The 26,640-nt window shown below is 55.4% G+C and carries 26 protein-coding genes; 8 read left to right on the top strand and 18 right to left on the bottom strand.

What is annotated here, in order from left to right; translation table 11 throughout:
- Positions 1-815 precede the first annotated feature (815 nt).
- Entirely contained in the window at positions 816-1,433 is a 618-nt protein-coding gene (locus tag IE099_RS20720; protein WP_194598408.1) for a hypothetical protein, read from the top strand.
- Here IE099_RS20720 and IE099_RS19865 read toward each other — a convergent pair whose 3' ends face one another.
- The 5 genes from IE099_RS19865 to IE099_RS19845 form a co-directional block, all read right to left on the bottom strand.
- Entirely contained in the window at positions 1,434-2,153 is a 720-nt protein-coding gene (locus IE099_RS19865; protein ID WP_189574292.1) for a L,D-transpeptidase family protein, read from the bottom strand. It lies immediately after the preceding gene.
- 86 nt (positions 2,154-2,239) lie between these two features.
- The gene (locus IE099_RS19860; protein WP_189574289.1) at positions 2,240-3,160 is read right to left on the bottom strand and encodes an SAM-dependent methyltransferase; all 921 of its coding nucleotides are present in this window, start codon (positions 3,158-3,160) and stop codon (positions 2,240-2,242) included.
- A complete protein-coding gene (locus IE099_RS19855) occupies positions 3,157-5,310 on the bottom strand; it encodes an AMP-binding protein (protein ID WP_189574287.1) in 2,154 nt (717 codons plus the stop codon). Before IE099_RS19855 ends, IE099_RS19860 begins: the two co-directional genes overlap by 4 nt.
- A gap of 52 nt (positions 5,311-5,362) precedes the next feature.
- Positions 5,363-5,962: a riboflavin synthase gene (locus IE099_RS19850; protein ID WP_189574284.1), complete on the bottom strand. Its 600-nt coding sequence runs from the start codon at positions 5,960-5,962 to the stop codon at positions 5,363-5,365.
- A gap of 9 nt (positions 5,963-5,971) precedes the next feature.
- Positions 5,972-7,642, bottom strand: coding sequence for a putative Na+/H+ antiporter (locus IE099_RS19845; RefSeq protein WP_189574280.1), 1,671 nt, complete (start codon positions 7,640-7,642; stop codon positions 5,972-5,974).
- Between the two features lie 140 nt (positions 7,643-7,782).
- Here IE099_RS19845 and IE099_RS19840 point away from each other — a divergent pair, with 140 nt between their 5' ends.
- Together IE099_RS19840 and IE099_RS19835 are read left to right on the top strand one after the other, a co-directional pair.
- Positions 7,783-8,754: a thioredoxin domain-containing protein gene (locus IE099_RS19840; protein WP_189574277.1), complete on the top strand. Its 972-nt coding sequence runs from the start codon at positions 7,783-7,785 to the stop codon at positions 8,752-8,754.
- 57 nt (positions 8,755-8,811) lie between these two features.
- A complete protein-coding gene (locus tag IE099_RS19835; protein WP_189574274.1) occupies positions 8,812-9,864 on the top strand; it encodes a lysozyme inhibitor LprI family protein in 1,053 nt (350 codons plus the stop codon).
- Between the two features lie 142 nt (positions 9,865-10,006).
- Here the strand turns inward: IE099_RS19835 and IE099_RS19830 are convergent, their stop codons facing one another.
- The 4 genes from IE099_RS19830 to IE099_RS19815 form a co-directional block, all read right to left on the bottom strand.
- Positions 10,007-10,960, bottom strand: a complete 954-nt coding sequence (locus tag IE099_RS19830) for an alpha/beta hydrolase family protein (protein WP_189574271.1) — start codon at positions 10,958-10,960, stop codon at positions 10,007-10,009.
- Between the two features lie 253 nt (positions 10,961-11,213).
- On the bottom strand, positions 11,214-11,996 hold the full coding sequence (locus tag IE099_RS19825) for a hypothetical protein (RefSeq protein WP_189574268.1): 783 nt from the start codon (positions 11,994-11,996) through the stop codon (positions 11,214-11,216).
- Positions 11,997-12,020: 24 nt separating this feature from the next.
- Entirely contained in the window at positions 12,021-12,350 is a 330-nt protein-coding gene (locus IE099_RS19820; RefSeq protein WP_189574265.1) for a hypothetical protein, read from the bottom strand.
- 95 nt (positions 12,351-12,445) lie between these two features.
- Positions 12,446-13,072: a hypothetical protein gene (locus IE099_RS19815; protein WP_189574262.1), complete on the bottom strand. Its 627-nt coding sequence runs from the start codon at positions 13,070-13,072 to the stop codon at positions 12,446-12,448.
- 100 nt (positions 13,073-13,172) lie between these two features.
- Here IE099_RS19815 and pyrR point away from each other — a divergent pair, with 100 nt between their 5' ends.
- The gene (gene pyrR, locus IE099_RS19810; protein WP_189574259.1) at positions 13,173-13,694 is read left to right on the top strand and encodes a bifunctional pyr operon transcriptional regulator/uracil phosphoribosyltransferase PyrR; all 522 of its coding nucleotides are present in this window, start codon (positions 13,173-13,175) and stop codon (positions 13,692-13,694) included.
- A gap of 4 nt (positions 13,695-13,698) precedes the next feature.
- Positions 13,699-14,613 carry an aspartate carbamoyltransferase catalytic subunit gene (locus tag IE099_RS19805; RefSeq protein ID WP_189574256.1) on the top strand — a complete coding sequence of 305 codons (915 nt, stop codon included), beginning with the start codon at positions 13,699-13,701 and terminating at the stop codon, positions 14,611-14,613.
- 87 nt (positions 14,614-14,700) lie between these two features.
- On the opposite strand, the gene IE099_RS19800 is transcribed toward IE099_RS19805, so the two are convergent.
- The 3 genes from IE099_RS19800 to IE099_RS19790 form a co-directional block, all read right to left on the bottom strand.
- Positions 14,701-15,333, bottom strand: coding sequence for an LON peptidase substrate-binding domain-containing protein (locus tag IE099_RS19800; RefSeq protein ID WP_189574253.1), 633 nt, complete (start codon positions 15,331-15,333; stop codon positions 14,701-14,703).
- Positions 15,330-15,815 (bottom strand): hypothetical protein, encoded by a 486-nt coding sequence (locus tag IE099_RS19795; protein WP_189574250.1) that lies wholly within the window; start codon positions 15,813-15,815, stop codon positions 15,330-15,332. The genes IE099_RS19800 and IE099_RS19795 overlap by 4 nt, the downstream gene beginning before the upstream one ends.
- Before the next feature lie 353 nt (positions 15,816-16,168).
- The gene (locus IE099_RS19790) at positions 16,169-18,862 is read right to left on the bottom strand and encodes a 3-keto-disaccharide hydrolase (protein WP_189574247.1); all 2,694 of its coding nucleotides are present in this window, start codon (positions 18,860-18,862) and stop codon (positions 16,169-16,171) included.
- A 141-nt stretch (positions 18,863-19,003) separates the two neighbouring features.
- On the opposite strand from IE099_RS19790, the gene IE099_RS19785 reads away from it, so the two are divergent.
- A complete protein-coding gene (locus tag IE099_RS19785) occupies positions 19,004-19,825 on the top strand; it encodes a LysM peptidoglycan-binding domain-containing protein (protein WP_189574244.1) in 822 nt (273 codons plus the stop codon).
- 3 nt (positions 19,826-19,828) lie between these two features.
- Here IE099_RS19785 and ygfZ read toward each other — a convergent pair whose 3' ends face one another.
- The 5 genes from ygfZ to IE099_RS19760 form a co-directional block, all read right to left on the bottom strand.
- The gene (ygfZ, locus tag IE099_RS19780; RefSeq protein ID WP_189574241.1) at positions 19,829-20,629 is read right to left on the bottom strand and encodes a CAF17-like 4Fe-4S cluster assembly/insertion protein YgfZ; all 801 of its coding nucleotides are present in this window, start codon (positions 20,627-20,629) and stop codon (positions 19,829-19,831) included.
- Complete coding sequence (gene hprK, locus IE099_RS19775) at positions 20,626-21,585, bottom strand: HPr(Ser) kinase/phosphatase (RefSeq protein ID WP_229809612.1); 960 nt, start codon at positions 21,583-21,585, stop codon at positions 20,626-20,628. The genes ygfZ and hprK overlap by 4 nt, the downstream gene beginning before the upstream one ends.
- A gap of 8 nt (positions 21,586-21,593) precedes the next feature.
- Entirely contained in the window at positions 21,594-22,658 is a 1,065-nt protein-coding gene (locus IE099_RS19770) for a fatty acid desaturase family protein (RefSeq protein WP_189574238.1), read from the bottom strand.
- 110 nt (positions 22,659-22,768) lie between these two features.
- Positions 22,769-24,034 (bottom strand): OmpP1/FadL family transporter, encoded by a 1,266-nt coding sequence (locus tag IE099_RS19765; protein ID WP_189574236.1) that lies wholly within the window; start codon positions 24,032-24,034, stop codon positions 22,769-22,771.
- A gap of 109 nt (positions 24,035-24,143) precedes the next feature.
- Positions 24,144-24,461 (bottom strand): hypothetical protein, encoded by a 318-nt coding sequence (locus IE099_RS19760; protein ID WP_189574233.1) that lies wholly within the window; start codon positions 24,459-24,461, stop codon positions 24,144-24,146.
- 113 nt (positions 24,462-24,574) lie between these two features.
- Between IE099_RS19760 and IE099_RS19755 the strand changes: the two genes are divergently transcribed.
- Positions 24,575-25,063, top strand: coding sequence for a GNAT family N-acetyltransferase (locus IE099_RS19755; protein ID WP_189574230.1), 489 nt, complete (start codon positions 24,575-24,577; stop codon positions 25,061-25,063).
- A 2-nt stretch (positions 25,064-25,065) separates the two neighbouring features.
- Positions 25,066-25,776, top strand: a complete 711-nt coding sequence (locus IE099_RS19750; RefSeq protein ID WP_189574228.1) for a ubiquinone/menaquinone biosynthesis methyltransferase — start codon at positions 25,066-25,068, stop codon at positions 25,774-25,776.
- Here IE099_RS19750 and IE099_RS19745 read toward each other — a convergent pair.
- Positions 25,773-26,549 (bottom strand): Hsp33 family molecular chaperone HslO, encoded by a 777-nt coding sequence (locus IE099_RS19745; protein ID WP_189574225.1) that lies wholly within the window; start codon positions 26,547-26,549, stop codon positions 25,773-25,775. The genes IE099_RS19750 and IE099_RS19745 overlap by 4 nt on opposite strands.
- Positions 26,550-26,640: the final 91 nt, after the last annotated feature.

Raw genomic sequence — 26,640 nt, 5'->3', positions numbered from 1 at the left:
CGATAGGTCCTGTGAGAGTAGGTCGTCGCCAGTTATAAGCCCGATTTCGTCTAACGACGAAGTCGGGCTCTTTTTTTGCCCGCGTTTCAGGCGCTTTCTCACTGCTCAGTTTGCTTTGCGGACTGCGCTTCGACGGTATGATTTTGCGCGGTCGAATTCGCCACAAGAACAACTACTGGAGCCAATCAGGTCCAAGCTCTTTAGGTGTTCCGGTCTTTTATGAAATACATGCTGTATTTCGATTCTCCCATATTTCTAGAAGCATCCGACAGGATCAACTCCCATCTCAATTTAGATTGATAGAAATTCAACTAATCTGGACTAAATACGGAAATGTGTTTGCTTAGGCCTCTTTCTTGCTTCAGAAAAAGGAGCAGCTTGCCAATTGAATCATCGTGACTTCGAAGACTGATTTATCAGACCCACCGGAAGATAGTCTCTACAGTGAGGCGTCTGCTCCTATCTCAACTGACAGCAATGAGTCTCAGGAAGCATCTTCGGTTGAAATTATTTCAAATGAGGCTCTTTCAAAGGGGAAGGACACTGGAGGAAATCTCAAACAAAATACACGAAGGTCATGGTTGCCTTGGAAGAGACAGAATCGTCGGGACCAACAGTTGTCCCAGCTGAGAGAAGGTTATATCGAGTTAATTGAGCTCATTCGTTCAATCAGCAGCCATCTTGAGTGGCAGAAGCAGGAAAATTCTCAAGTAAGTGCTCTGGTTGAGTCTCTGCCGCCGGCCCTCAATAGCTTTGAGAAGTTAGCGACTTCGCAGCAGCAGGTCACCGCAATTCTCGGCCGAATCAATTCACATATGGAGGATTCAAATCTCAAGGATCAGAAGCTTCTTGAGAACATGCAGGGTTTCAATTCGACGATTAAGGAGGTGAGCGCGACAAATCACAATGCCTTGGGAACTCTCAATCAGGTTCAGGATAGAATTGGTCAATCCGATGAGCGAATGACCGCGCTTTTTCAGCAAGCCAGTCAGACCAATGAAGTCGTGGGTGACATGATGATGCGACTGGAGAAGAGACTTTTTTTATCCAATATCACTCTTATCGTTCTTCTCGTTTTGCTGATGGGGTTGGGGATTTTCTTCGCGACTCGCGGTCCAGCCAGAGAAGTGCGGTATGTTCACTCGCCCGAGTCAGTAATGGAAGAATTAGGGCCGGGCCAGGAATCTCAGATTATGAAGAAGGAGGATGATGATGCCAGAGAGACTGCGCCAGCTGTGCAGGATCCCGTGGCTCAGGAAGGTTCGGCCTCGTCCTCAACTGAATCAGAGTCCGTAATTGAATCAGAGTCCGTAATTGAAGAAACTGAATTATTCCCCGGATTGGTTTCGCCTGAAGCTGAAGGTCATTCGCCAGTTCCTGATGCTGACGAAATCGATGAAGAGCTCCCGCCTGTTGAAATTCCGATTCAGTAATCAGGGAAGTTTCCATCCTGCCCGTTTGGCGAGGTATTCTTTTTGAGGCAGGAGGATGTATACTGGGTTTTGGCTTGGATCTAACCATTGGATGATGGCGGCAAGATTGCTTTCTTGCATAGTCGTACATCCAAAAGTTGCCTTGCTGCCCCCGCCTCGCCAAATATGGAAAAAGATAGCTGAGCCCGCTCCTGGAATGGAGTGCGGGGCATTGTGGTTGATAAAGAGTTTGAGGGAGTGAGCGGTGTCTCCTTGTCGCATTTGCTGTTTTTTCTCCCAAGTGGTCGATGGCTCGTGATCGAGTCGGATGTGTTGGTTGTAAGAGCGTGAAGTCGGGTCTTCGACCCAGAGATCACGGCGTGTGATTTGGGTGTAGGAGAGATTCGGGTGATGTTTGATTTTTTCCGCATAGCCCCAGGCTCCACCCAAGGTGAATACGCCGGCAGGAGCTCTGCGATCTCCCTCCTTTTTGAGGGTGACGCCAGCGGGAAGAGGATGGAGCCCCCGACCCCAGGCGAGTCCAGTTGAGCCCAAGCGTCCTTTCCAAGGTTTCGAAACTTGAGTCCAAGTTCCACCAGCGTCTTTTTGGTAAAGTTGGAGGGTGACGTGTGAAGAATTCCAATCACCGGCAAGACCCACTATCGCCTGACTGGTGCTTTTAGGGAGCTCAAATCCAAAAAGGGGGCCAATGGCGAGCAAAAGTGCGACGATAATTTTCATGATTGGGGATGAAGTGTGATTTCTTCGTTTGGACTGGTTCTCAAATGCAGCTATTCGGTCAGATGAAGTTTCAGGAGATAATTAGGCTATTTTTTTTGAAGGAGAACTTGAAAAGCTGACCCAGCCCCATTGGGGTCGAGGAGGAATCTGTCTTCTTGGGAGCCGGATGCAAATGGTTGAAGAAACTCGCTTTGTGTTTTTAGAAATTGGGTCTCCAAGCCAAGTGATTCTCCCCAGTATTCCAAGTCAGCGAAATCGACATCAGTCGTCAGGTCGACGTGGCCTGCATTTTGATAGAGATTATCTCGAGTGAGCCTGTCTTGGAGAAAGTAACCCCGGAGCGAGCCCGCAATTTGACGCTGTCGGATAGTGTAGTCGATAGTTAGAATCTGACCCTTCTCCCATGAAGGAAGCCAATCCTGTAGCCATTGATGATAGCTTTCGTGAACTTCCAGTCGTTGCTGCCTCGGGTAGTTTCTTTTGAACTGGGTGGAGTCTGGAAGCTCTTCAACTGCGCGAAATTGCTCTGAAAGTGTCTGTTGTTTTCCACTCAGATAGAGCTCGGTATAGCCCTCTGATTCCTTGCGAAAGATTCGGACTGGGAAGGCGTCGACGAGCTCATTAGAGTAGATGAAGGCGTGGCCCCTACAGGCGGCGAGAGCATCTTGAATCGTGGAGTGATGCTGAGCTTTTGGGACGGCAGCCTTCTGTAGCTTGCGCAAGGTCGGAGAGATTTCTACCAAATGCTGTTTGATGCGTAGCCTTGTTAGCGGCGGAAGGGCTTGGCGAACCGTTTGGGCCAGAAGGCCTGTTCCGGGGCCTACCTCGACGAGGTTTCGACAACCTGATTGTTGGAAGAGAGATGCAATGGCTCGGCCGAGGGCTCGAGAGAGCTGTGGCGTGGTGGTGAAGTCACCCCGCGAGCCAACTGACTTGATTCGAGAGGTGTAGTAGCCGCGCTCGGGGTGGTAGAGCGCGGCGTGCATGAACCGGTCGAAACGGATCATCTCCCGTGCTCTTGCCCGATGGCTTGACAGGCTTTCAAATCGAGTTTTCCGGAAGCCAGAACAGGAATTTCGGGGACAGGAATGATGACTTTGGGGCACCAGAGTGAAGGGAGTCCCGCATCGAGCAACTTGTATCTGAGGTCGATGACTTCCTGCTCCAGCATATCGCCTGCCACGGTGGAGAGCAGTCCGATTCCTTCGCCCTTTTGCTGATCCGGCACGCTGACGATCGCAACCTTGCGAACATCATCTTTTTCAAGTCCAAGAACCTTGTCGACGGCTGCTTCGACGACCTCGTGAGGAACCATCTCACCTGCAATTTTCGAGAAGCGAGACATCCGCCCTTCGATAAATAGAAAGCCGTCATCATCAAAGCGAGCCACGTCGTTGGTCTTGAACCATCCATCTTCAAAGACGCCCGCAGTGAGGTCGTCCCGATTGAGGTAGCCGGGAAAGATGTTGGGGCCCCGCAACCAGAGGATGCCCGATTGATTCAATTGAACGGGTTGGTCTGTAGCGGGGTCGGTAATTCGGGCCGCAATTCCTGGCAGGAGATGACCAACGGAGCCCGAGCGGCTGCTGGCCACGACTGTGAGATTTTCGCTGCCCTCCAGCGGGGGGAGATTGACGTTGGTTGCGGGAGAGGTTTCGGTAAGGCCGTATCCTTCGAGGGGGCGAATCCCAAATTTTTCTTCGAAGGAGTCAGCCAGGGACTCAGGTAACTTTTCTGCTCCAGTGATCAGGATTTCGAGAGAGGCCAACTGCTCGGGTTGGACGCGTTTCAGATAGCCGCGGAGGAAAGTGGGAGTCGCGAGGAAAAGCGGGATTTTATGTTCTTCGATGAGTTCGGCGAGTCGCTTGGTCTCCAGCGGAGAGGAATATGTAACTAGGTTCAGCCCTTCGATGATTGGATACCATAACGTTACTGTACAGCCGAAGGAGTGGAAAAGGGGAAGACAACCGAGAATCTTGGAGTCTTCGGGGAGTTTGATCCGACTGGAAAATTGGCAAACATTTCCCAAAAGATTTCGGTTGGTGAGGGGAACGCCTTTGGGTTCGCCTGAAGAACCGGAAGTGAAAAGGAGGATGGCTTCGTCGTCTCCCTTGCTCTGTCCAATCCCGAGAATCTTGACGAGGATTTCTGCGGGCAAAAGCTTGGAAAGCACCACCCATTTGATGATGTGTTTCTTGATTTGAGGCAGAGTGCGCTCGATGAAAATCAGGTCACGGTTCGGGGGCCAGGGGAAAGAGGAAACTTTTCGGACAAAGGGATCGGCGGTAATGAATTTATCAATATCAGCCTGCTTGATGGATGAGCGGACCGCTTCTTGCGAGGCGGTGAAGTTTAGATTGACCGGAACTTTGTTCGCAAAGAGGACCGCGAGGTTCGCAATCATACCGCCTTTGCCCGGAGGAAGGAGAATTCCCACCCGTTTCTTGGTGGTTGCCTTCGCAATTTCCTTGGAAAAAGCAATGGCGACTCCGAGAATTTTGGAAAAAGGAAGTTCCGAGTCGTCGGTCCCATCGTGGAGGACGGAGGTGTTGGCATGGAGTTTGAGACCCTTCAAGAGAGCCACTGCCAGAGAGCCGTTGAGGAATTCGCGGCTGGAAAATGCGGCCTCAGAGGCTTCGAACAAAGATTCTTGGTAGGCTGGCAAGCTGGCTTCTCCCGCAGCCAAGGGGATCCCGAAGGTAATGATGGAGTCCGGAAGCGAAGCCGAAGGTTCCACACTGAGTTTGCACTGGGAAGGGACGTGAATGGCCACCGGAGTGACGCTTAGTCCAAGCAGGCAGAGGAATTTGAGAATTGCAGAAGGAACGACAGTGGGGGTCCCGGGGCGGGCATTGGCCACGCCGGGAACGAAGAGGACCACGCCATTATTGGCCAAAGCTCCTGCCAAAGCTCCGGCGACAGTAATCGGATTGTCATTGCGGGAAAAAACCGCGCCATTGACCTGGGGGCGGTCGAGGTGCTTCTGAACCTCTGGATCAATTGCCAGATTCTCTTCAATTAGGAAGGTGACGCGTCGGTCGGCGAGCTTGGACTCCAAAGCCAGCAGCTGAGAAAGACTAAGATTGCCTGGAATCAAGAGGGTTCCAGTGGTGGGCAATCGGTCTGCTCCGATGATTTCGACGTTTGCGGTGCTCATGTGGAGAGCAATAAAAGCAGGCTCACCGAAAAGGGCGAATCGATTTTTCTGACTACTTGTTCGTTTCAGTCGATGGAAGTTGCTGGCGCACGTACTTTGCCAGAAGGTCGCCTTCCAAATTCACCTTCTGCCCAATTTGAGCGGTTCCGAGATGAGTGGCAGATACCGTATGCGGGGTAATCCAACAAATCGCCGAATCCTCGGTGAGGTCGGCCAAGGTCAGAGAAATTCCGTCGATTGCCAAGGAGCCCTTCGGAATACAAAGCTGCCGGATATCAGGGGGGAGACTAACCTCCAGGCGATGGTCTTGGCCGTGTTCGGACCAATCGCGAATTTCCCCAGTCGCATCAACGTGGCCTTGCACAAAATGTCCACCCAATCGGTCTCCTACCCGGAGGGCCCGTTCGAGATTGACCTGGGCTCCTTCTTCCAACTGACCCAGCGAAGTGACCTCCATGGTTTGTGCCAGAATGTCGAAGGACGCTTCGTAGATCGAAATTTGGGTCACTGTCAGGCAGCATCCGTTGACGGCCACGGAGTCCCCCAGGGAAAGTTCACCAGCGAATGGCAGGGCCACTGTTAGCCGGGCCTGCTCGCCTCTTTCTTCCCGCCGGGTTATAGTGCCAACAGCTTCGACTAGTCCGGTAAACATCAGATTCGCCTAGTGGGATTCGACGTGCTCAACCTCTGGAGTGGTTGGCTTGGACTTGCTGGTCAAGCTGTCGAGGTTGGGGAGGAAGGTCATGCAGAGGTAGCAAATCACGGTGGGGACAAGGGCTCCTGCTGCCAATTTGAGCGGAGAGATTCCTCCAACGAAGTGCTTGGAAAGGATAGACTGACCTGCAGGGTTGGGGGCGTTGGCGATTACGGTCAGACCGCCTCCAACAACCGCTCCTGCGACGACCGCATGTTTGGCATCAAATCCGATTCCAGAAACCTGAGAGGCGAGGTAGGTGATCGCGGCATTGTCGTTGAAAGCGGTCAGAATGGTTGCTCCCAGACGGAGAAGGTTGGGGGAATCGTTGAGGGACACGATAATGGGGTCAATCCACCAAGCCTGACATCCACCATGAATGATGAGAGCTCCCAGGAAGAATCCGACCAGAAGAGGCCCCTTCATGGAAATTGCATTCTGGTGATGGCGGGTTGCTGCCACGAAGGCGAGGAAGAACAAGAATCCACCGATGAAGAGAATGGGGTCGTGAACGTTGACCACGGTCCAAGCCAGGAAGAAAACGTGGACCGAAATCACCCAGGCAGGGATAGGGTCCTCGCGCTCATGCCAAGCAATGGGGTGCTGGATGCCATCTTCCACCCCGTCGGCGCTATCGGCCAGGCGGGTGAGTTCGCCGCGGAACTTGAAGTAGAACAGAACGTTGGCGATAAAGATGGCGATGACCGCCTTATAACCAAAGTGAGAGAACATGAAGGCCATATCCCAATCCCAAGTGCCAGCTACCATCAGCACAGGAGGGGCGGCGAAGTGGGTGAGAGTTCCTCCAACGGAGACGTTGACGAATAGCAATCCCAAGGTCGCATAGGCGAAAACGGCGTTCGGTTTGTGTTTGTAGAATTTCTTGGCGAGAAGAAGGGCTCCGATGGTCATCGCGGCAGGCTCGGTAATGAAGGAGCCTAGAATGGGAGCAACGGTCATGACCGAGAGCCACCACGCGGCAGGGGAGCCGTGACCCAGTTTGGCGGCGTAAGCCATGAGGATTTCCGCGAAGCGAAGAACTGGGCGAGATGCTGCAATTGCCATGATGATCACCACGAATGCAGGTTCGACGAACTCGCGGTCATGTCCCACGTAGAGTTTGAAGGCTTCCCAGTCGTAGAATCCGATGGCGGCAGCAGCCAAGGCGATGATCCAGATCCCGAAGATCGCTTCGACTTCTCCAAAAAAGTGCAAGATGGTCGCCTTGAAGGAGACGTCATCCTGAGCGTCCGGCTGGGGCTTGGCGGCAGCAGTGAGTCCGAGTTTGTGAATCTTCTTGTGGTGTTCAACCTCAGCTTCGTGGGCCATTTTATTGAACCAGCCAGCCATGAATGTATGGCAGATCGCCAGAAGGAAGATCAGGGAGGCAACCAGATTGAAAGGGTCGGCTTTGATGCGAGCTCCCAGAGTAGCGCCGAGGTTGAGCGAGCCATCGGCGTTCTTTTCCGAAGGCAACTTGTAGGTTGGGATCGGGAACTGGGAGTATTGAGCCTTTTGATGGAGTTCCTTGTTCTCGGGATAGTAGGGTTCGACCTCGTGACCGCCGCCTGCAGCGGACAGCGAAGTGGGCAGAAAAAGGAATACGAAAAGAATGAGAGAACGAAGTAGACCGGACATGACTTGCGAGGGCGGCAGACTTGCCGTTTCAGGGAGAGGAAGGCAAGCGAAACTGGACGATATGCCTTCGAAAATGCGGTCTTCTGTCAGTCAGGCGGCGAGATTGTCATTCTGATTAAAGCAGGTTAGCGTTCGTCCCCATGGTTCGGTATTCAGTTTTACTTTCGCTTCTTTGTCTCTCTTCCTGCGGGCAAGTGGGAGGATTGATTTCCAAGATGAAGCCCGGAGAAGAAGAGGATAATTTTGGAAAGGTTCCGGAAGTTCCCGCTCACTTGCGCGCTGGCGGTAGCGCGACAGCCAAGGTGGAGCCGACCGAAGAGCGTTTGGTGGCGGCGGGAGTCGATCCTGCCTCCTTGGCTGCAAGTCAAGGCGGGGTAGCGGGTCTGCCGTCCGAAGATGATATTATTTTCACCAACCCCGACGATTTCGAAGGGTCGGAAGCCGCCATCCAGGGTCTCTTCGGTGTCGCTCGAAAGGACTGGCAGGAAAGTCATACCGTTGCCAAAAACCTTTCTCTGGTGGAGTCCAAGCCCCTCCTGATTTTTTTCACTGACACACCGAGTCCGCAAAGCGGAGGGAGTCCCGCTGCGGCTCGTTTGGAAAGCGAGCTGATCGCCCGTTCGGATTTTGCAGATTGGGCTGGAGAGAACTTTGTCCGCTTGAAGCTCGATTTCAATGTCAAGGACCGGAAGTCGGCCGACACGGCTCGTCAGAGCATCGCTTTGGCGAAGGAGAAGTATCTTCTTTCCCTAAAGAAACGCTACAAGGTGGGGGGATTTCCCGCTCTCATCGTGGTCGCTACCGATGGTTCGGTCGTGCAGCACGTCCGTGGTTACCGGAGTGGGAATTCCGAATTCACCTGGGGTCTGCTGCGGACTGCATTGGAGACCAGCAAGGCTCGGCAAAAGAAATTCGAGGAAAAGCTTCAGAAAAAAGGATATCGCAGATGGACGGGAAAGAATGACCTGAAAATTCTGGCCCGGCTCGCAGCTTATAAGGATGGGAACCTGATCTTGATAGCGCCCAACGGGGTGCGCTATGAGACAAAGGAGAGCAATCTGTCGGCAGAAGACCGATTGTGGATCGAAGAGCAAAAGGAAAAGCGCGGCTAGGCTGAGCCGAACAGGGCGCAGTCTTGACGGAACTCATTTTGCCACAAAGACTGCGGCGTGACTTTCCGTATCCTTTTTTCCAGCCTGTTCTTGATGGCTGGTTCTGTTAGCGCCCAGAATGCAGTCAATGGCAACGAGCAAGCTGCCAGTTCTGCTGAGGCTGAACGTAAAATCATGGAGACGACCTTCGACGAGATCCTCACCATCGTCGGAAAGGAAAGTGAAAGGGGAAAGATGTTCCGCCGGGCCCAAAACGAGTGGATTAAATACGTCAAGGAGCAGGCCCAGGCCGATGCCGACGGGGTTAGCGGTGAGGCGAAGTATCCCCAGTCCTATTTTCAGACCATGCGGGAGCTGACCCGTTACCGGACCCGGGTGCTGGAAGGTTGCTTGCAGCGGTTGCAGGCGGAAAAAATTGGCGTTCGGGGCGACGTCGCGAGCAGCACGGAGAGTGCCTCCAGTTCAGGCAATAGCTCGGCGCGAGATTGGAAGAACGAAGTGGGGGACGAGCCGTCGGCTGCGACGGTCGCGTTGTATGAGGCCGAGATCGAAGGAGTGAGCGGAGTCTTGGGTGGTCAGTGGCGCGGAGAGGAACTTTGGCGTGGGGTGTTTCTGGCCGACCGGGGAGATTCCATCGTCCTCTATGGGGGAAAGATGGAGCGAGGCGGGGTGGTCTTTGAGGCTTGGCAAGAGGGCACTCGAATCGGCCGTGGTTTCGTACGCGATGAAGATGGTGATTTGCGTGGTCGCTTTTTTGACGAGCGACGTCGTGAGTCTCCTATTGTGCTTAAGCTCCGCAAGCAGCCCAATCCTGTTTCCTATGACGTTGCGTTGACCCGGTATACCGGCCTTCTGGACACCGAGGAGCTGGAGATCGGATTGGAGTGGCACGACACTCGCTTTGTGCGCGGGAAGATTGGCGAGCGGATCTTGACCGGCCATAATTATTCTCAAGGCAAACTTTTCCTTGTTGAGACTGATGCCGCCGAGGGTGGGAACGCACTTGCGGTTTGGAGTCTGGAGAAAAAATCAGCCGGAGGTGGCACCCGTTGGGCGGGCACCCGCAAGACTCTGGACGGCAGTATTCAGAAAGTTGATTTCGGCCGCTAGCTTGTCGGGATAAGAAATTGTTCGCGGTCTTCTTCCATCACGCAAAATCGTTCCAGCAGAGAAATCGGGGCAAGGACGCTCTCGGAAGCTGGAGAGAAATTTTTTGAAGGACATTGTGTTGTTCGTCTTGAGCAAGGATGTTTTAGCTGGGTTCTGAAAGTAGGAAAAACTCGGTCAAGTCGGCGTAGATTTCGTGACCTAACAGGAGGACGTTGCCGTGGGTGGCGTGGGGGACGATGTGGAGGCTTCGAGGGGTGGTGTCTGGCAGGCTGTTAGAAATGGTTTGGGCGTGGGTGGCGGGGACGAAGGAGTCCTTGGCGCCGTGAGCTAGGAAGGTGGGAATGGATATTTTTTGAGCGGCTCGGGCGGGTGAGATTTCATTGGGGTCGAAGCGGTGTTGCAGACGGAGATTGAGCTGAACGGCTGGGACGAGCGCGGCAAGCGCGGGGGACTTGCGTTCGGCGGTGGTGGTCATGACTTTTTTGAGATGGGCGAAGCTGGAAAGGGAGGCGACGGCGGTAAATTGCTGCGGGTCGGCGGCGGCAAGTTGTAAGGCGATGGCTCCGCCTTGGGAGAGTCCAAAAAGGCCCACCTTTTCGGGAATTTGATGCTTGGCCCGGGCGTGGGCGAGCAGGCGGAGCAGGAGAGGGACTTCGCGCTTGCCGAAGGTGGCAGTGGGGTCGGGATGTTGACCATGACCCGGGAGGTCGGGAAGAAGGCAGGTGAACCCAGCCGCGCAGAAGCGTTCCGCGATGGCGAGTTGGCTTTCGCGTCGGCTGCCATGTCCGTGGAGGAGAAGGATGGCGGCGGGGTCGCTGGCGAGGGGGACTTGACGTTGTTGCAGTTGACCACGAAGGGTGCGTCCTTTTTCGCCGGTAGCAGGGAGGCCTTGGCAAAGGAGATAAGGGGTGCCGTCGGGTGCGGTGTGGGAGGTGATCTCCATGCCGTGTTCAGCAGGGGCGGCGAGGATTTCGTAATGGCGGTCCCGCAGGCGCGCGCGATCGGGGGAGGTGATGCGGTTGCTGGCACTTTGGATAAAGATGAGGAGAACCAGAGCGGCGAGAATGAGGGGAATGGTGAAGTAGCGACGTTTCATCGAGACGAGACGATGAAGAAGCTTTGTGAAAAGTTGATGAAGGGGAGATGAAGAATGGAACTCTGAATATGGGCCCCGCGTTAGAAGACCTCTCGATAGGGTCCTTTTGATAAAAGGACCGCGAGTGGTCAGGTGTGTTCGAATGGCCATCCCGCGGACGACTGCCGGAGGGCTGGGGACCTTCCCCCAACATTCGCGGCAGTTTTGTCAAAACAGCCCTACCGTAGGGGCTGAAATGTCCTTGCTCCGTGCCTTAGTCTTGGATGATGCGGATGGCTTTGAGGGAATCGGAGTCGTAGGTGACTTCCTGGCCTTGGTCGAGGGGCTGCTTGAGGATGTGGACGAAGAGTTCTTCTTTCCATTCATCAGGACTGCGTTGATCGAGGGGTGGGTCGGGGGGACCGAGGGCTTTCCAACCCTTCGGTTCGGATTTCCATGGGGTTAGATTTTGAAACCTCCGCGCAATCTCCCAGCGGTAGTAGTCTTTCCCGCCCGGCTCGACGACGATGAGGGGCGAGCCGGTTGGCATGGGCATGGCAACCTTTGACATGGCCATAATGCGGAGATCGATCGTGGCTTCGTCAATGGCCTCGCTGATGTGTTGGTCCCGGGCCGTGATTCCATTTTCAGCCTTTAATAAAGCTCGAACGAGACGTCTAGGTGGCTCGGGGAGTTCGAGTTCCTCGGGGCTGTGTTCTTTCTTGTCAAAATAGGTTCCAGCGATTGCCTCCATCCGCTTGAGGTGGAATTTTTGCGTTCGATCCATTTCGCTGGAAAGCACTCTGCCCCTATGAAAGGCCGCGGCCTCTTTCATGGCCTCCAAAGTCGCTGCTGGTGATTGCAAGGCTGGTAAGATGTCGTAGACGTGGCCTTGCGGGGTGCAGAAATAGAGCGCGATTTCGCCGGAGATGGTGCCTTTGACGGAGCGGCCTTCGCCGAGCTCGAAGGTGACCGTTCGCACGGGGGAGACGCTTTCCCAAACGGGAACGAAATTGTCGTTGATGAATTGGACGACACGGGAATCGGAGAACGTCACGGTTCTCGCTAAAGTGCCATTTGCTCAGCAGAACTCCTCGTCGAAGTTGCCGAAGAGGTGGAGCACGAGAAGAGGTTTGGTCGGGTTGATTGCCTCTTTGACCGAGCGTTTCCAGATGAGGTCGACCTCGGAGCCATACTGACCGGTGATTCCGCCAATGGCTTCATTGGCGCGAACACGGAGGCGCGGGTCGTCAGACTTGCCGTAGGTGCGGAGTTCGGGAAGAACTGCGGGGCCCTTTTTGATGGCGGAGGCAATGGCTTGGCGAGCTATTGCGGAGTCGGCGGAGGCCAGTGGGTTCTCCTCGGCAAAGACTGTGAGGGCAAGGGCTAGGAAGGGCAGGAAGGCTTTCATTGTCCTGATACTAGCGCCACCAGGTGAAGATGTTTGTCAGGAGTTTGTCAGAAAGCTCCCTGGGTTACTCTTCAGAACAGCCCTACCCAATTTATCTAAGCTTGAAGGGCGGCGGTGACGCGGCGGTCGAAGTCGGCGAGGATGCCGGGCGCTTCTTTCTCGATGGCATCGGCGACTTCTTGGCTGGAGACGCTGTTGTGATCTTCGGTCTTCTTTTTCCGCATGAATTCCCAGAGATGCTTGGTGCCTTCGGTGGCGAGTCGGCGGTCGAGCTTGGTGACCACACTGCGATAGAGATCGGCCAGTCTTTTGGCCTCGGCCTGATTGAGGGTCGTGCCATCCGGGATGACCTCTGGCTTGGAAAGAAAGCGGGCGAGAAAATAGGTTTCGGCAAAGGTGAGCACCGCGCGACGAATAGTGAGCCAAAAGAGCACGGAACGATAGAGTTTGATAATGGGTTTCAGGACCAGTCCTTTGGCCATTCCGCCCAGCTTGCCAAAGAGGCTGGTGCCGCTACCGCTTAAGATTTTGACTGACTTGGCATCATATTGGATGCCTCGCTGTTGGAGAATTTTGCGGACCAGATTGCGTCGCTCGCGATTGATGAGCCAGTCGTCGATGAAGGGCAGGGGGATGAACTCGAAGCCGGCGGTCTGGGCGCTCTGACGATGGACAGTCAGGCTGCCGACAGCGGGCTTTGGGGAGATCAATTCGTTGGCCATAACCACACGATGTCTCTCTTTGCGCGAAATGCAAATATCCAAGCGCGCCAACGGTTTCGGGTCTTGCGGGTATTGGGGGCGGCAGTTAAGAACGGGGGAGATGGCGATATTGCTCAATGAGGAAGAAATAGCGGAGGCTGTGGACCGTTTGGCGGACCAAATCATGGCCAGTGGCGAGGGCCCGGTTTGTATCGTCGGGATTCGCAGTCGTGGGGATGAAGTGGCGGAGCGGGTTTGCAATCGCTTGGCGGAGACCGACCGCGAGTTGCAGTATGGCGTGCTTGATATCTCGCTTTATCGCGATGACCTCGAGCATTTGAAGCAGAATCCCAAGCTGCAAAGTAGCGAGATCTCTTTCCCGATGGATGGCGCGCACGTCATTCTGGTCGACGACGTGCTCTTCACCGGTCGGACCATTCGGGCCGCGCTGGATGCTTTGACGGATTATGGCCGTCCGCAGAAGGTGGAGCTGGCGGTTCTGATTGACCGCGGTTGGCGTGAACTGCCGATTGAGCCGACCTATGTGGGCAAGGTGTTAGAGACCAAACGGCTGGACCGGGTGGTGGTGAATTTGCAGGGAACCGATGGCGAGGACTCGGTGATTTTGGAATCGAACGACTAAAGAGATGGTAAGAAAGGATTTGCTGGACCTGGCCTCGCTTTCGCGGGAGGAGACGGAGGAAATTTTGGAGCAAGCCAAGCCGCTGAAGGAGGTTTTCCAGCGGTCGGTGAAGAAGTTTCCAGCCCTGAAGGGAAAAACCGTGCTGATGCTTTTCTATGAGCCCAGCACGAGGACCCTCAGCTCCTTCGAGGTCGCGGCCAAGCGGATGGGGGCGGATGTCACGGTCTTCGACGTTCCGAGTTCCTCGGTGGTCAAAGGGGAGAGCGTGCGGGACACCGTCGACACCTTGCAGGCCATGCAGGCGGACTACATCGTGGTGCGCCATCAGATGCCCGGGTTGCCCGGCCGAATTGCAAAGATGACCAAAGCCAGCGTCATCAGTGCAGGTGATGGGGCCCATGCCCATCCGACCCAAGGTCTGTTAGATGCTTTCACTTTGCGCGAAGTCTATCCCACCGAGGAAGGAAAGCGCGTGCTGATTGCGGGAGATATTCGCCACAGTCGGGTGGCGCGTTCGACGAGCACGGTCTTGAAAAAGCTGGGATACGAGGTGGCCTATCTGGGGCCGGGGTCGCTGGTGCCGGAGGTGCCGGGGATTGCGCGTTTCACCAACTTTGAAGAGGCGTGGCAGTGGAAGCCGGATGTCTTCTATATGCTGCGGGTTCAGAAGGAACGCCAGGGGTGTCAGTTTTTCCCGAGTGTCAGTGAGTATCACAAGCTCTACGGAATCACTGAAGACCGGTTCCGCCGAATCAGCGAGGAAGGGCTTTGGGTGATGCATCCCGGGCCTGTTAATCGCGGGGTGGAGCTCTGTGATGCCGCGATGGATTACGAACGCTGCTTGATCAACCAGCAGGTGGAAAATGGCATCGCGGTGCGAATGGCGGTTCTCTATCTCCTGAAGCAAGGCGAGGAGTGAGTTCAATTGTCGCCTCGCCACCGTGGCGATATCGCTTTGGATAAAGAGGATGGGGGACGCAGCCCAATAAAATCTAACAGCTGATTGTTAGTTCTGTTGCCAGTTCTCGCGAATCTGGGTGAGGTAGCGGAAGAGGATTTCGTAGCGTGCGTCGATGGCGGGTTCGCCGAGGAGTTGCAAGCGCACTTCAGGGTCCTGCACGAATTGTTGCGAAATCGCGTCGGCCAAAATGGCCGGTTCGCATTGGGCGCGGTCGAGCACGAGGTTGATCTCGCGTTTCACTTCTTCGGGAAACACGGTCAGCACTTCGTTGACTTTGCCGCGCAGTTTTTTAGCCATGGCGGGGCCTTTGTCTGATGGGAAGGGATCCGCACTCATGGGGACAATGTGGGCGTAGGGATAGTTTTTGCCGCCGGGCCAAGCCGAGAACCTCACGCGATAGACGCCATGAAGCACGAGGTTTGAGCGACCATCCTCCATCTCGCGGGAGGTTCGAATGAGTCCCACTGTGCCGATGGGGTTCACGCACTGGGCGTAGTTGTTAGATTCTTCCTCGAGCAGAGTTCCAACACAGATCATGCAGTCGCTTTCCAAGGCGTCCTCCAGCATTTCGCGATACCGGTCTTCAAAGATGTGCAGCGGTAGTGCTCCGTGTGGGAAGAGGACTGTATCGGGCAGGAGAATGGCTCCGCAGAGCTCGGGGATATGGATTCCGCTCATAATTGGGTTGAAGGAGGTCGCGATCGGAGTTTGAGAAAAGCAAGAAATGCAATCGCGAGTAAGAGAAGCACGACTCCTGCCAGCGTCAAGTAGAGTGATAATCTGGGAAGCGGAGCGGTCAGGTTCATCTCGACGGGACCATCCATCATTGTGGCCACGGGAAATTCCCATTCCAGGGTTTTGCCATCGGCGGAGACTTGCTTGGCATCGTGGTTGGCTGCGGGGGTCGGGAGGTGGATGCGGTATTTGATCGCAGCGTTGCCGAGGAGCTTCTTTGTTAGCAGGTTGTTGCTTTCAGGAGGAACGAGGGAGGAGATGTCGACCTCCCGGGAGAAGTTGAGGTCGGGAAAGTTGAATTCGAGGTTCGGGCTACCCAGCACAATTTCCTCCGTGCTCTCTACGGAAGGATTGCGAGGATCGCGAAAGCTTTTGAGAAAATTGCCCACGCCTCTGGCATCGTCGAAGGTGACTTCCGCGCGCAAAGTGGTCCGGGTGCCAGACTCTTTGGCTTCAATGGCAGTGAGTGCAATGTTGTCCGATGCTTCAGCTCCGGAGCGGGCATCCAGAACGATCTGTTCGACGCCACCGAATTTGGCAAACAGGAGGGTCGGAGCGGAGAGGGTGAAGTGGGCGCGCCCCGAGGCATCGGCATTGACCCAAATCTCTTCCTCTCCCTCAATGCATGAGGAAAGGAGAATTGGGAGTAGACCTAAAAAAAGAAGCAGCAGGTAACGTTCAGCTCTGATGCTCAGAGGATAGAACGTTTTTCCTGCTGCGATAGCCGATTTTCGCCAAGCGGAGATTTTTCCGTCTCCGCCTGGCTGAATGGAAGAGTCTAGTTCTTGTGAATGGTCGAGTAGATGGTGCCGATCACAACATCGCCGTCCAGGGTCTCGAGGTCATAATCGATCTTCATTTGCTGGGCTGGCTTGAGAGTCGGGATGGTGAGAATGATGGTCTTGCCATCCTCACCCAATTCAGCGGCCGTTACCTCGACGTCATCCTGTTGCTTGTGACCCTTGCTCTCTTGCTTCTGAGCATTGGCTTCGGCTTCGAGATCGGGATTGTCGATGGAGAACTGCCCGGAACCATACTGGGGAGTGCGCATATACTTCCAACGCTTGATGGAAAAGGACTCAGGGTCAGTGGCGAGCTCTTCGTCCAATTCGCTGTCGAACACGAGGGTGAGTTTGTCGCCCTTCACGCTCATGGCCTCAGGCAGGTTGAGGGGAGTTCCCTCGTTGTAGCGGACGCGCTGGATTCCAGCATCGCTGGCGGCGTTGGTCTGCCAGCCGCGCATTCCGCAGATATACATCGAGCCTTCGGGGTGGAAGTTCACGCGCTGAGCTGATGAGGAGAGAGTGATGGGCAGTCTGACGACTCCACCCTGCATTTGTCCGCTCTCCAGCTCTTGGGGAAGGACGCGGTACACTGAGGATTGACCGTAGGAGAGGTGAAGCATCTCGCCTGCCTGAAGGCCAACTTTGGCGAAATCTGGGATCCACGCCTGCTGACCGCCGGAGTTGTCGACGTCCATAGGGAAGTAGCAGAGAGGCTCTTTGAAATCCTTGGTGACCTCGTGGCGGGCTTGCTCGGTGCCCAGGAAGACAGGACGCTCGTCCTTGGTGAAGTAGTTCAACTTGCAGCAAGGCTGCCAGGTTCCTTCATTCTCGCCACTGGTCAGCTCGCCATTGGGGCCGACCCCGATTCCGCCGGGTGCACGCAGACCTGTCGCGACCACAGTCAATTCCTTGCCATCGGGGGTGAGCTTGAGAAACGTTCCGTTGTGCTTGAGGATCTTGTCAAAGTTGCGACCTCCGGGCTTCACGGGGGAAGCTTTCGCAAAGTAGAAGTTGCCTTCGCTATCGGTCTCCAAGCCAAAGGAGAATTCGTGGAAGTTGTCGGTGATGACCACGTCGTAGTTGAAGACCTTGAAGTGGTCCGCTTCATCATCGCCGTTCAGGTCGATGACCTGCCAGATGCCGTCGCGGGCATTGAGGTGAATAACGTCGTCCACGATCTTCAGGCCCAGGGGCTCGAAGAGTCCGGCCGCAAAACGCTTCCAGGTGAGAGTCTTGAATTCCTTCAGGCCCGAAAGAAGCCAGACGTCGCCGTCCCAGGTGCAGAGGGCAGCCCGATCTCCATCCGAGAAGAAGTCGAAGTCAGTGAGGCGAACCTTGTTCTTGTAGGGTGAGTCCTTCAAGACGGGGGGAAGAGGAATCTGATCGACGAGGAAAGGGTCATCGCCAGTCGCGATTTTTGGGGTGACCTCGAAGGTTTCGGGATAGATGGCAGGGCCGCCTTCCGTGAGAGCCTTCAGCTCACCCTCAACGATTTTCACCGGGGAGGGAGCGGCCTTTAGGAGCTCTGGCTTTTCAACCGCAGACTTGTCGAGAACACGAACGAAATCGTTGTCGTCTCCAATCTTCACCGATTCCAGGAGGTCCTGACCGTTGACTGTGTAGTCGAGGACAATGCGATGTCCGTGGCGGAAGTAACCTTTGAATTCCAAGTGGTCGAAGTTGCCGTGGCCTGGAGTCTCGCGCGAGTCCTCGAACGAGCCATCCGCATCAGCCCAAGCGGGGCCGGTCTCACTATTGAACATGGGGTTGCCCAAGTTCATCACCTTGTTCTGCGTCCCGTGATTCCCGCCGAAGGGGGTGTTGTCGAGAGAGACCCCCCGGTCGGTGGCGGTCACGACCTGCATGGTCTCGAGGTTATAAAGTGCGACTAGATTGTGAGCTTTGGGATCCGGGCGTAGAAGCATCCCCTTGAGGGCCGCGTCGGGGCGATACTCATCATTGTAGAAGTCTCCCCAAGTCTGAATGAAGGCCGGACCAAAGTCGGCGTCATCGAACCATTCTTTTTTCTTCTTGGTCTCAGGGTTGCGCTTCAGCTCATAGACGGTCTCCGCACTCCGGGGCGTCAAGTTGCGAAGGCGGGCCTTGGGATGTTGGGGGGTGACGGTGATGTTGCGAAACTGCACCGGCGAGCCGTCGTCATGATTCTGGATTCCGAAATACCCTTCCTTGTCGCCACGGCCCTTTTCCGTTTTGAAGACGTTGACCAACTGGTTGTTGAGGACCACTGCGATCTCGTTTCGCAAGGTGTGGATCTCCATCTTGTTCCACTCGCCGTCTGGCTTGAGGGGATTGGCGACTGCTGCCTGCAGTTTGTAGATTGCTCCGGTAGAAACATCGTCCACTCCCCGGCCTGAGATTTGGACCTCGTAGCCCTCCTTGACCGCTACCCAAGGGTCATTACCGGGCTCGGGAAAGCGGACGAACACTCCCGAATTATAGGAAGGATCATCCATTTTGAACTCGAGGCTGAGGGTCGCGTTTTCAAACTTTTCCTTGGAATACCACCAGAGACCCATTCCACCCTTGGCGGTGGCGGTTCCGTCGTCAACGACGAATTCTCCGGGCCCCGCCATTTTCCAATCACCGACTTGGTCTGGAAAAATAGTGGTCTCTTGAGCCGCCAAGGAGGCCGCTGATATTATAAATGTCGTTAGAATGAGTTTCATTGGCGCTAGTCTTGAAAATGGGTTTCAAGATACGAGTTAAAAATGCGTATCGTTCAGGACTTGATGAGTATTGTCAGAAAAACTGAATGAAATTGAACTTGTGTCCGCCTTAGGGCAGTGTTCAAAGAGACTTTCCTGACCATGAAAACTCATATCCCCCTGCTTTTTGCTGCCCTCACGGTTGCACAAATGTACCCGCTTTCAGCCGACGGAATCCACGACCTCGTCAAACCCAATCTAGACGACTTGCGGGCCTCCGCGGAAGAGGAGAGGTTAAAGGAGGAAGCTCGCCTGGAGCAAATCCGATTGGAGGAAGAAGCCAAGAGGTTGGAAGAAGAGCGAAAGCAGGCTGCGATAGAAGCGGCTAAAAAAGACCCCTTGATCGACCCGGAAAGCCTTCGCCTGGCGGGGGAATCGGCCGGTCGGGACTCTTATACGATCGAGTCCGGAGGAACCTTGGGAGCGATTGCCGCCGACCGCTATGGCAGTTCACAATATTTCCCGGTCATTGAGCACTGGAACGGGGTGAATGCGACCAAGATCTACGTCGGACAGGTGATCAAAACGCCTAGCATCGCAACGATCGTAAAGGTCAAGGGGGCCAAGGTCCTGGCACGTTATCCCGAGGAGATGACCGCCATGCTGCAGTTGCGGGACGACTATATGGCCATCGAGCCCAAGCTCCGCGCCTGTGAAGGGAGCCCGAGCGACGAGCTCAAGGACACTCTGAGCGAAATGCACGCAACCGCTAAAAAGATTCACGCAGGCTTCCTCGTTAAGCGCCCCGGCGTTCAGGAGTACGCCAGCGGTCTTCTGGCGCAGTGTAAGAATGTGGTCGACCAGTTCTCGGCAATGAAAAACGGCGACTTGGGGCGCAGCAATTCCCGTATCACACGGGTTCACACCTGTCTGGCTTACGCCATGCGCAATGCGATGGTCTGGGGTGAAGAGGACTTTAAGTAAGAGCTAAGAAAGACCAATTACCGAGTTTCCCGCAGAGCTTTGCAGCGAAGTGCCGGGCTCGTAGCGGGAGCTGAGGTACGCTAGTGCGGGAAATTTGCCATCGAGGCCCTCGGTGGTGGCTGAAGTGACTTCCAACAATGCCTTCTTTTGAGGCTCGGCGTAGAAGGACAGGGGGAGTTCTTCTGCTGGTTTTTCCAGGAAGAAAGAAACGAGTTTCCGGTTTGTCCGTCCGGCTCGTTTCATCCGCGAGATGACCTCCTGGCCGAGATAGCAGCCCTTGTGAAAAGAGATCGCCTCGTCTTCGAGACCCGTTTCTGCCGGCAAGGCCCCGACAAGGTCTGGGATTCGGGCGACACCGTTGCTGATTCGAAGAATTTCGAGTTGGTCCGGGTCACAACCGGTCATGTCGTTTTGTTCTTCTCCTCGCAGATACTCATCGCGGCCCCATGAGCCAAAGCGATTGACCGCGCCTTCTTCTTTTCCATCGAGCAGGGTGTGCCGCACGACCCACTCATCGCTCTCATCCCTCAATTCGCAGTCGTCGGCGATGAGGTAGCGGTCCATGCGGGCGAAGATTTCATCCTTGTCACCGCCGCATACACTGAGAAGAAAGCCTTGCTCATCGCGCCGCACGTGAGCGTCGAAGAGAATGCGTCCCTTGGCGTCGCAGACGAAGGTGTACCGAGAGCAATCGAGTGGAAGATCTGAGACCTGCTGGGTGATTTGTCCGCTCAGGTAACGCTCGGCATCGGGGCCACGGAAGCGGAGGTGGGTCAGCTGGGTCAGGATGAAGGAGGTGCTCACGGCCTGTCCTTAAGGTCTGGGTTCATCTTTGCCAACAGTCTTTGGTTGAACTCATCAGCCATGTCGTAGCCGAGCTTGCGCAGCTGCAGATCGAGAGCGGCAACCGAGACCAGACGGGCGGTATCGCGGCCGGGGGCGACGGGGATTTCGACATTGGGGATTTTGAGGTCCAGGATGGGGTAGGTTTTGCGCCGGATGCCGAGGCGATCGACTTCGTTGAGGTCGGCTTGGCTCTTGAGGGTAATGATCAGGTCCAGTCGTTTCTGGGGGCGAATGGCAGAGAGGCCGTAGAGGTTGGCGACGTTGATGATGCCGATGCCCCGCATCTCGATGTATCCGCGCGAAAGCTCGGGAGAGCTGGCGATCAGTTCGCCGCCGAGGCTCTGGATGTGCACCATGTCGTCAGCCACCAGGGCCGCGCCCTTTTCGAGCATCCCGATGGCAGTCTCGCTCTTGCCTGCTCCCGACTTGCCCATGAGGAGGATACCGATGCCGCGATAGTCGACCATGACGCCGTGCATCGTGGTGGTCGAGGCAAAGTCCGATTCAAGACAGCGGGTAGCCAGGTTCAGGAATTTCATGGTCACCATGGGTGAACCAAACAAAGGGATCTGGTGCTCTTTCGCGAGGTCGATGAGCTCGGGGGGAAAGGGATGGCTACGAGCCAGGATGAGGCAGGGAGGGCGCTGTTTGCAAAAGGCCTCGAATCGTTTGGCCCGCGTGCGATCGTCGAGTTTTCGGAGATAGGACAGCTCCGAGTTTCCGAGCACCTGAACTCTTTTCTTCGCAAAATAAGTGAAGAAACCCGCGAGAGCGAGACCCGGCCGATTGGGGGCGGGTTCCCGAATCGGTTCATCGAATCCATACTCCTCGCCAACCAGGCTCAGCTCCAGTTCGTCCTTATGCCGCGAATAGAATTCTCCCACGGTGATGGACTGGACGATTTTCGTTTTCACTCCTGAGGCTATTCCCTCGGATGAACGGTTGTCGAGAATGCTTCGCTATTTTGGCGTGCTTTGCGTCCGGCGATGACCTTGACGATCTCTCGTTCATAGCCGCGGCTGCTATCGACATAGGACTCGAGGATCCCGAGCTTGTGGAGCAAACGGGTGATGGCAAAGCTGACATCGAGTTCGAGGCGCTCGAATCCCGCTTTGGCACTGGTGCTGAAGCGGTGGTGATTGTCATGCCACTCACTGGCAACGATTCCGTAGAACCATTGGTTCACCGCAAGAGACTTGGTATCGAGCTTGGGCTCGTGCTCACTATGCTCATCGTGGCCGCGGTAGTTGAAATCGCGCATGATGAGGAGAAAGGTCAAAGCGGCAAAGTAGAACGCCATCAGCAAGTCCGGCCTTCCGATAGCGAGAAAGAGGGTAAACCAGAAACCGTTGCAGACCAAGAATCGCAGAGGGTAGAGCCAGCGTTTCTCAAAAGAACCAGTGGCTCTGAATCGGTCTTCGCTGTTCCAGAACGACGGAATGTGGGCGAGGAAGCGGTCGCAAAAGTTGAATTCCTTTTGCGACATCTGGCGGTTGAAGAAGTTCGCCGACTCGGTGGCGGAAACCGTGCCCCAATAGCCGTTACGGGGGCCGTAGGGATCGCCGGGGGTGTCGGAAATCTTGTGGTGAACAAAGTGGGGGATGACGTAGGTCTCCTCCTTGATCATTAGAGGATTGAGCCAATAAATCAGCCGCGCCACCCAGAGGTGCCGAAAGCGGAAAGCGCGGTGAGAGCAATAGCGGTGATACCAAAAGGTATGGAAAAAGTGCGCGTGAACGAGCGCAAAGCCCAACCACCAGAGAACCCCTGTCCAGGAAAAGAAGTGGGTGAAGAAGAGAACCCCACACACGAGCCCCAATAGATGCTGGCTCAGCCAGACCCAAGTGGCCCAAGCCTCTTGATAGCGAAACACATTGATCGTGCGCAGCCACTCCGGAAGGACATCCCGCAAGTTTGGCCTAATGCCCTCTTCGACCAGTGAAGCGTAGGTCCTGCGTCTAAGAAGATTTCGAGAAAGTGTAGACATTATCTTTATCTGAACACGGTCACTTTAGTTCAAAACACCTACATGTCAGACTAAAAAAAGCGGGCCTCACTGCTGAGGGCCCGCTTTCGAAGAAAATTGGCGTTATTTTGTTAGAAACTGCCGCTGAGACCGAGTGCGAAGAGATGGATGTTTCCTTCGCCACGACTGTTCGTGCCAATCAAGCCATTGTCGTTCTCACCCAATTTGACTTTATCAACAAAGATGAGTGAGTAGCCGGCGTCGACTTTAAGATTCTCGTTGAGAGCATAGCTGCCCCCGATGCTGAGCCAGAGCCGGTTTCCATCGGGAATCCGAAGTGTGCGGTATTCGTCATCCACCGGGCTGAAGTCGTAGGCAACCCCTCCCCGAAGAGTGAGCTGTGAGTTGGCTTGGTAGGTGGCACCGAGCGAGTAGCGGAAGGTGTCGTCCCAGTTCTCAACGGTGCGCAAACCGGCGTTAACCCCCGCGTCCAAAGCAGGATTTCCGGTGCTGACCATGGGTTCCAAGGTGTCGAAGGAGCTCCATTGGGCCCAAAGGATATCGCCGTGAACCGCCCACTTGTCATTCAACTGATGGAAAATGCTGACTTCGGCGCTGGCTGGCAAATCAACATCAAGCTCGCCGGGGACGCTGGCTCCGCCAAAGGGGGAGCCCGAAGCGGAACCGTCCAGCGCGAGTTCCACCCTCGAGCGATAATTGATTCCCACCCGGGTGCTCTCCGAAAGGTTGAGCAAAATACCGAGATTGTAGCCAAAGGCCACGTCATCACCCTTCAGCTTGAAAGAGGGGGCGGGAGTGCCAGCCACCGCGTTGGCGGTTAGTTCTCCTTCGGCATAGACGACGTCCAAGCCTGCTCCGATGCTGATCATCTCATTGATGCGGTAGGCAATGCTCGGGCTGAAATTTATGGTGGTGATATCCGAGTAATTGGTTCCGACCAGGTCGGCCACGGAATCGCTATAGTTCGTGCGGAGTCCGAAGTTAGAGTAAACTCCCAGGCCTACCGCAATGTCCTCGCTCATTCGTTTGGTGAGGTAGAGGTAGGGGACAAAGGCCGATTCGGCGATGTCATCGTCCTTGAGCACGGGACCGGCATTCCCTCCCGTAACCGCCGGGTAGAGGGTGGCGTCGGCGCCGGGATTGATATAGCCGCCGCCAACCGAAAAGTTCCAGTCGCCGCCCAACATGAGCATCGCCGCTGGGTTGGAGGAGACCACCGAAGCGTCGTCGGCAATGGAGGCTTCGCCCGAAAAGGCCCGCCCCAGTCCGGAGGCAGAGCGTTCTGCCAGTTGAAATCCGGCTCCTAAAAGGTTGGGGGCTGCGAAAAGAGATCCAAGGATCGCGGATTGGGCTAATCGATTGTGATAGATTTTCATGGGTGAGATGTGAGCAGAATGACAATTCTGTTGATCCAAGAGTATGCCTGAAAGGCTCTCAGCTGGTCAAGACGTCAGAATATAGAGATTGTCAGTAAAAGCTAACTAATTATCGCGCCATGAAGTGCTGAATCAAGATCCCCACTGCGGTCAGCGCCCCCAACACCGCATAAAGGGAGGGGCGTTTCTGAAGAGCCCGGCCGCCCTGCGAGAGTAGCCGGGACCAGAGAACGAGGAGGAAAAAGAAGATTGCAGTAAAGGCCGCCCCTATCAGAAAGGGCCTCAAACCCCCGTTGGCCAGCCAGTGCACGAATTCCAGTAAAAGGAAGCCTCCTCCAATCAGAATGACCGCTCCCACGACGACACGGAGGGTGGCATCCAGTCTGGCGTCGGGTGGAAGAGGGCGACTTTCGTCTTCGGGAATCACGAGGGGATCCTAAAGGCTCTCGCGTGAAGCGCAAACGGGAAAACCTGGCCCAGCATCATTCGGCTGGCGGGAATTGGCGTTGCGGCCAGGCAAAGGTGGACTAATCTCCCGCCATGATTGACATGCTCGTCCGGCTCTATGATTTGCCGGAAACCGAAGTCGCCTACCAGAAGGTTGCCAGTGAGGGGATTATTCTGCGGCGTCCCGGGGTTTATGAAAAGCACTTGGTGGCCCAGTGGGTGGGCGAGCATTTTTCTCCCAAGTGGGTGAGCGAGGTCGAGGTCGCGATGACCCGGCAGCCAGTCACTTGCTTCATAGCGACGAAGGATAAGGAGATTCTCGGCTTTGCTTGTTACGACACGACCTGCAAGGCCTACTTCGGTCCCACCGGAGTGGGGGAGGCCGCCCGCGGCAAAGGGGTGGGCAAGGCCTTGCTCTACAAGGCCCTCGAAGGTCTGCGGGACACGGGTTATGCCTACGGATTCATCGGTGGAGTGGGACCGCGCGAGTTCTACGAAAAGGCCTGTGGCGCAATCGAGGTGCCTGGAAGTGATCCGGGAATCTATCAGGACATTCTCCCCGAACCCCCGACCGAAGCTTAGTTATGGGAGAAGGAAGAGAGCGCGCTCAAAGTGGAGGCCAGGATGCCGGATTCGTTCGGGAGGCCTTTGCTAAAATCGCCGACCGCTACGTGGTGACCAATCACGTGCTCAGCGCGGGAACTGATATTCTTTGGCGGAGAAAGGTCGCCCGAATGGTTAAGGCCTGGGAGCCGAAACGGATTCTTGATGTTGCGACCGGGACGGGTGACCTGGCCTTGGAAATGCAGAAAGTCTGCCCCGAGGCGGAGTTGGTGGCGACCGACTTTTGCGCGGAGATGTTGGCTCATGCCAGTCGGCGGGGAATCAAGGAAACCAAGGTCGCTGATGCCCTCAACCTTCCGTATGAGGATGGCTCGTTCGACGCCGTTACCGTAGCTTTTGGACTCCGGAACATGGCGGACTGGGAAGGCGGATTGCGTGAGATGGCCCGGGTGTGCCAGGGCGGGCACGTGCTTGTTTTGGATTTCTCGCTTCCCAAGGGTGTCCTGGGAAAACCGTATGGATTCTATCTCGACAAAGTTTTGCCGAAGATAGCGGGCGCGCTCACGGGACAAGCCCAGGCCTTCGAGTATCTGGCAGGCACGATTGAAAAGTTTCCCAGTGGAGAGGCCATGGTTGAACTGTTTGAAAAAAGCGGGTTGGAGCAGGTGACCGCGCAGCCCCTCAGCGGAGGCATTGCGTCTGTTTACACCGGCTTTTCTCCTCCCGTTTAGTCGTTTGAGGCAAAGTCCTCGCGGGTGATTTCATACTTGGCCGCGCAACGGGGGCACTGGACCTTGACGTGCTGCGCACCTTGGAAAAGTTCGTCCAGCTTGTCAGACCAGACTGCGAGGGCTGGCATGATGCGCTCGCGGGTGCAGCCGCAGTGAAAGTGGAAGGCCCGATTTTCCAAGGGTGAAAGTGATTCGGTCTCGGGGAACGCCGCCACCATTTCCGGGGTCAGGCTCTCGAACCATTCCTCGTCGTAATCGGGTTGGGCGGCCACCAGAACAAAGTTCTCATCGGGGAGCTCAAAGACTTTCCCGGGACGCTGCTCGGACTGCGAGTAGTAGTGGCTCAGCCAATCCAGAGGATTCTCGTTTTCCACCGCCACGGTGGAACGTCGCGGTCCGCCTCCGGCACTCGTGTCGTTGACTTGGGAGTAAAGGAGGTTCTGGGGCGGCTCGCGCACATCTTCCGTGAAGACCCGACCGGTGACATTTTCACCAGTGGATGAGGCCGTGGCAAAGAAGTTCACTCTGGGGGCACGTAGATTGACCGTCCAAGCGTGCACTTCCGACCACGGGCGGGCGACAGAGTGCAGCGTGAGGACGGCAAGGAGCTCCTTGAGCTTATGATCCAGCTCCGGTGGATAACGCAGATTGTTATCGGCGAGATGCAGGTAATAATCGGTGAAGATGTCCGTGAAATTGGCTCGCACCATCAAGGTGTTGCGATGGCGGATGAAAATGGATTCGACGCGGGTACGGTCGGACGCGATGGGCATGTCCAAGAGGGACCCAAACGGGCTGGTAGAGTCAAGAAACAAGATAGAAGACGTTGATTCAGCTGGTTCTCTCGGTCGATTGTGAAGAGAA

Origin of the sequence: Roseibacillus persicicus, from assembly GCF_014651675.1 — a bacterium.
GTDB lineage: Bacteria > Verrucomicrobiota > Verrucomicrobiia > Verrucomicrobiales > Akkermansiaceae > Roseibacillus > Roseibacillus persicicus.
This window is presented reverse-complemented; position numbering and strand designations above follow the sequence as displayed.

Bases quoted from the DNA above. Each gene is read 5' to 3' on its own strand.
- IE099_RS20720 (WP_194598408.1), top strand. From the start codon at position 816: ATGGAGGATTCAAATCTCAAGGATCAGAAGCTTCTTGAGAACATGCAG.
- IE099_RS19865 (WP_189574292.1), bottom strand. From the start codon at position 2,153: ATGAAAATTATCGTCGCACTTTTGCTCGCCATTGGCCCCCTTTTTGGA.
- IE099_RS19860 (WP_189574289.1), bottom strand. From the start codon at position 3,160: ATGATCCGTTTCGACCGGTTCATGCACGCCGCGCTCTACCACCCCGAG.
- IE099_RS19855 (WP_189574287.1), bottom strand. From the start codon at position 5,310: ATGAGCACCGCAAACGTCGAAATCATCGGAGCAGACCGATTGCCCACC.
- IE099_RS19850 (WP_189574284.1), bottom strand. From the start codon at position 5,962: ATGTTTACCGGACTAGTCGAAGCTGTTGGCACTATAACCCGGCGGGAA.
- IE099_RS19845 (WP_189574280.1), bottom strand. From the start codon at position 7,642: ATGTCCGGTCTACTTCGTTCTCTCATTCTTTTCGTATTCCTTTTTCTG.
- IE099_RS19840 (WP_189574277.1), top strand. From the start codon at position 7,783: ATGGTTCGGTATTCAGTTTTACTTTCGCTTCTTTGTCTCTCTTCCTGC.
- IE099_RS19830 (WP_189574271.1), bottom strand. From the start codon at position 10,960: ATGAAACGTCGCTACTTCACCATTCCCCTCATTCTCGCCGCTCTGGTT.
- IE099_RS19820 (WP_189574265.1), bottom strand. From the start codon at position 12,350: ATGAAAGCCTTCCTGCCCTTCCTAGCCCTTGCCCTCACAGTCTTTGCC.
- IE099_RS19815 (WP_189574262.1), bottom strand. From the start codon at position 13,072: ATGGCCAACGAATTGATCTCCCCAAAGCCCGCTGTCGGCAGCCTGACT.
- pyrR (WP_189574259.1), top strand. From the start codon at position 13,173: ATGGCGATATTGCTCAATGAGGAAGAAATAGCGGAGGCTGTGGACCGT.
- IE099_RS19805 (WP_189574256.1), top strand. From the start codon at position 13,699: ATGGTAAGAAAGGATTTGCTGGACCTGGCCTCGCTTTCGCGGGAGGAG.
- IE099_RS19800 (WP_189574253.1), bottom strand. From the start codon at position 15,333: ATGAGCGGAATCCATATCCCCGAGCTCTGCGGAGCCATTCTCCTGCCC.
- IE099_RS19790 (WP_189574247.1), bottom strand. From the start codon at position 18,862: ATGAAACTCATTCTAACGACATTTATAATATCAGCGGCCTCCTTGGCG.
- IE099_RS19785 (WP_189574244.1), top strand. From the start codon at position 19,004: ATGAAAACTCATATCCCCCTGCTTTTTGCTGCCCTCACGGTTGCACAA.
- IE099_RS19770 (WP_189574238.1), bottom strand. From the start codon at position 22,658: ATGTCTACACTTTCTCGAAATCTTCTTAGACGCAGGACCTACGCTTCA.
- IE099_RS19765 (WP_189574236.1), bottom strand. From the start codon at position 24,034: ATGAAAATCTATCACAATCGATTAGCCCAATCCGCGATCCTTGGATCT.
- IE099_RS19755 (WP_189574230.1), top strand. From the start codon at position 24,575: ATGATTGACATGCTCGTCCGGCTCTATGATTTGCCGGAAACCGAAGTC.
- IE099_RS19750 (WP_189574228.1), top strand. From the start codon at position 25,066: ATGGGAGAAGGAAGAGAGCGCGCTCAAAGTGGAGGCCAGGATGCCGGA.
- IE099_RS19745 (WP_189574225.1), bottom strand. From the start codon at position 26,549: ATGCCCATCGCGTCCGACCGTACCCGCGTCGAATCCATTTTCATCCGC.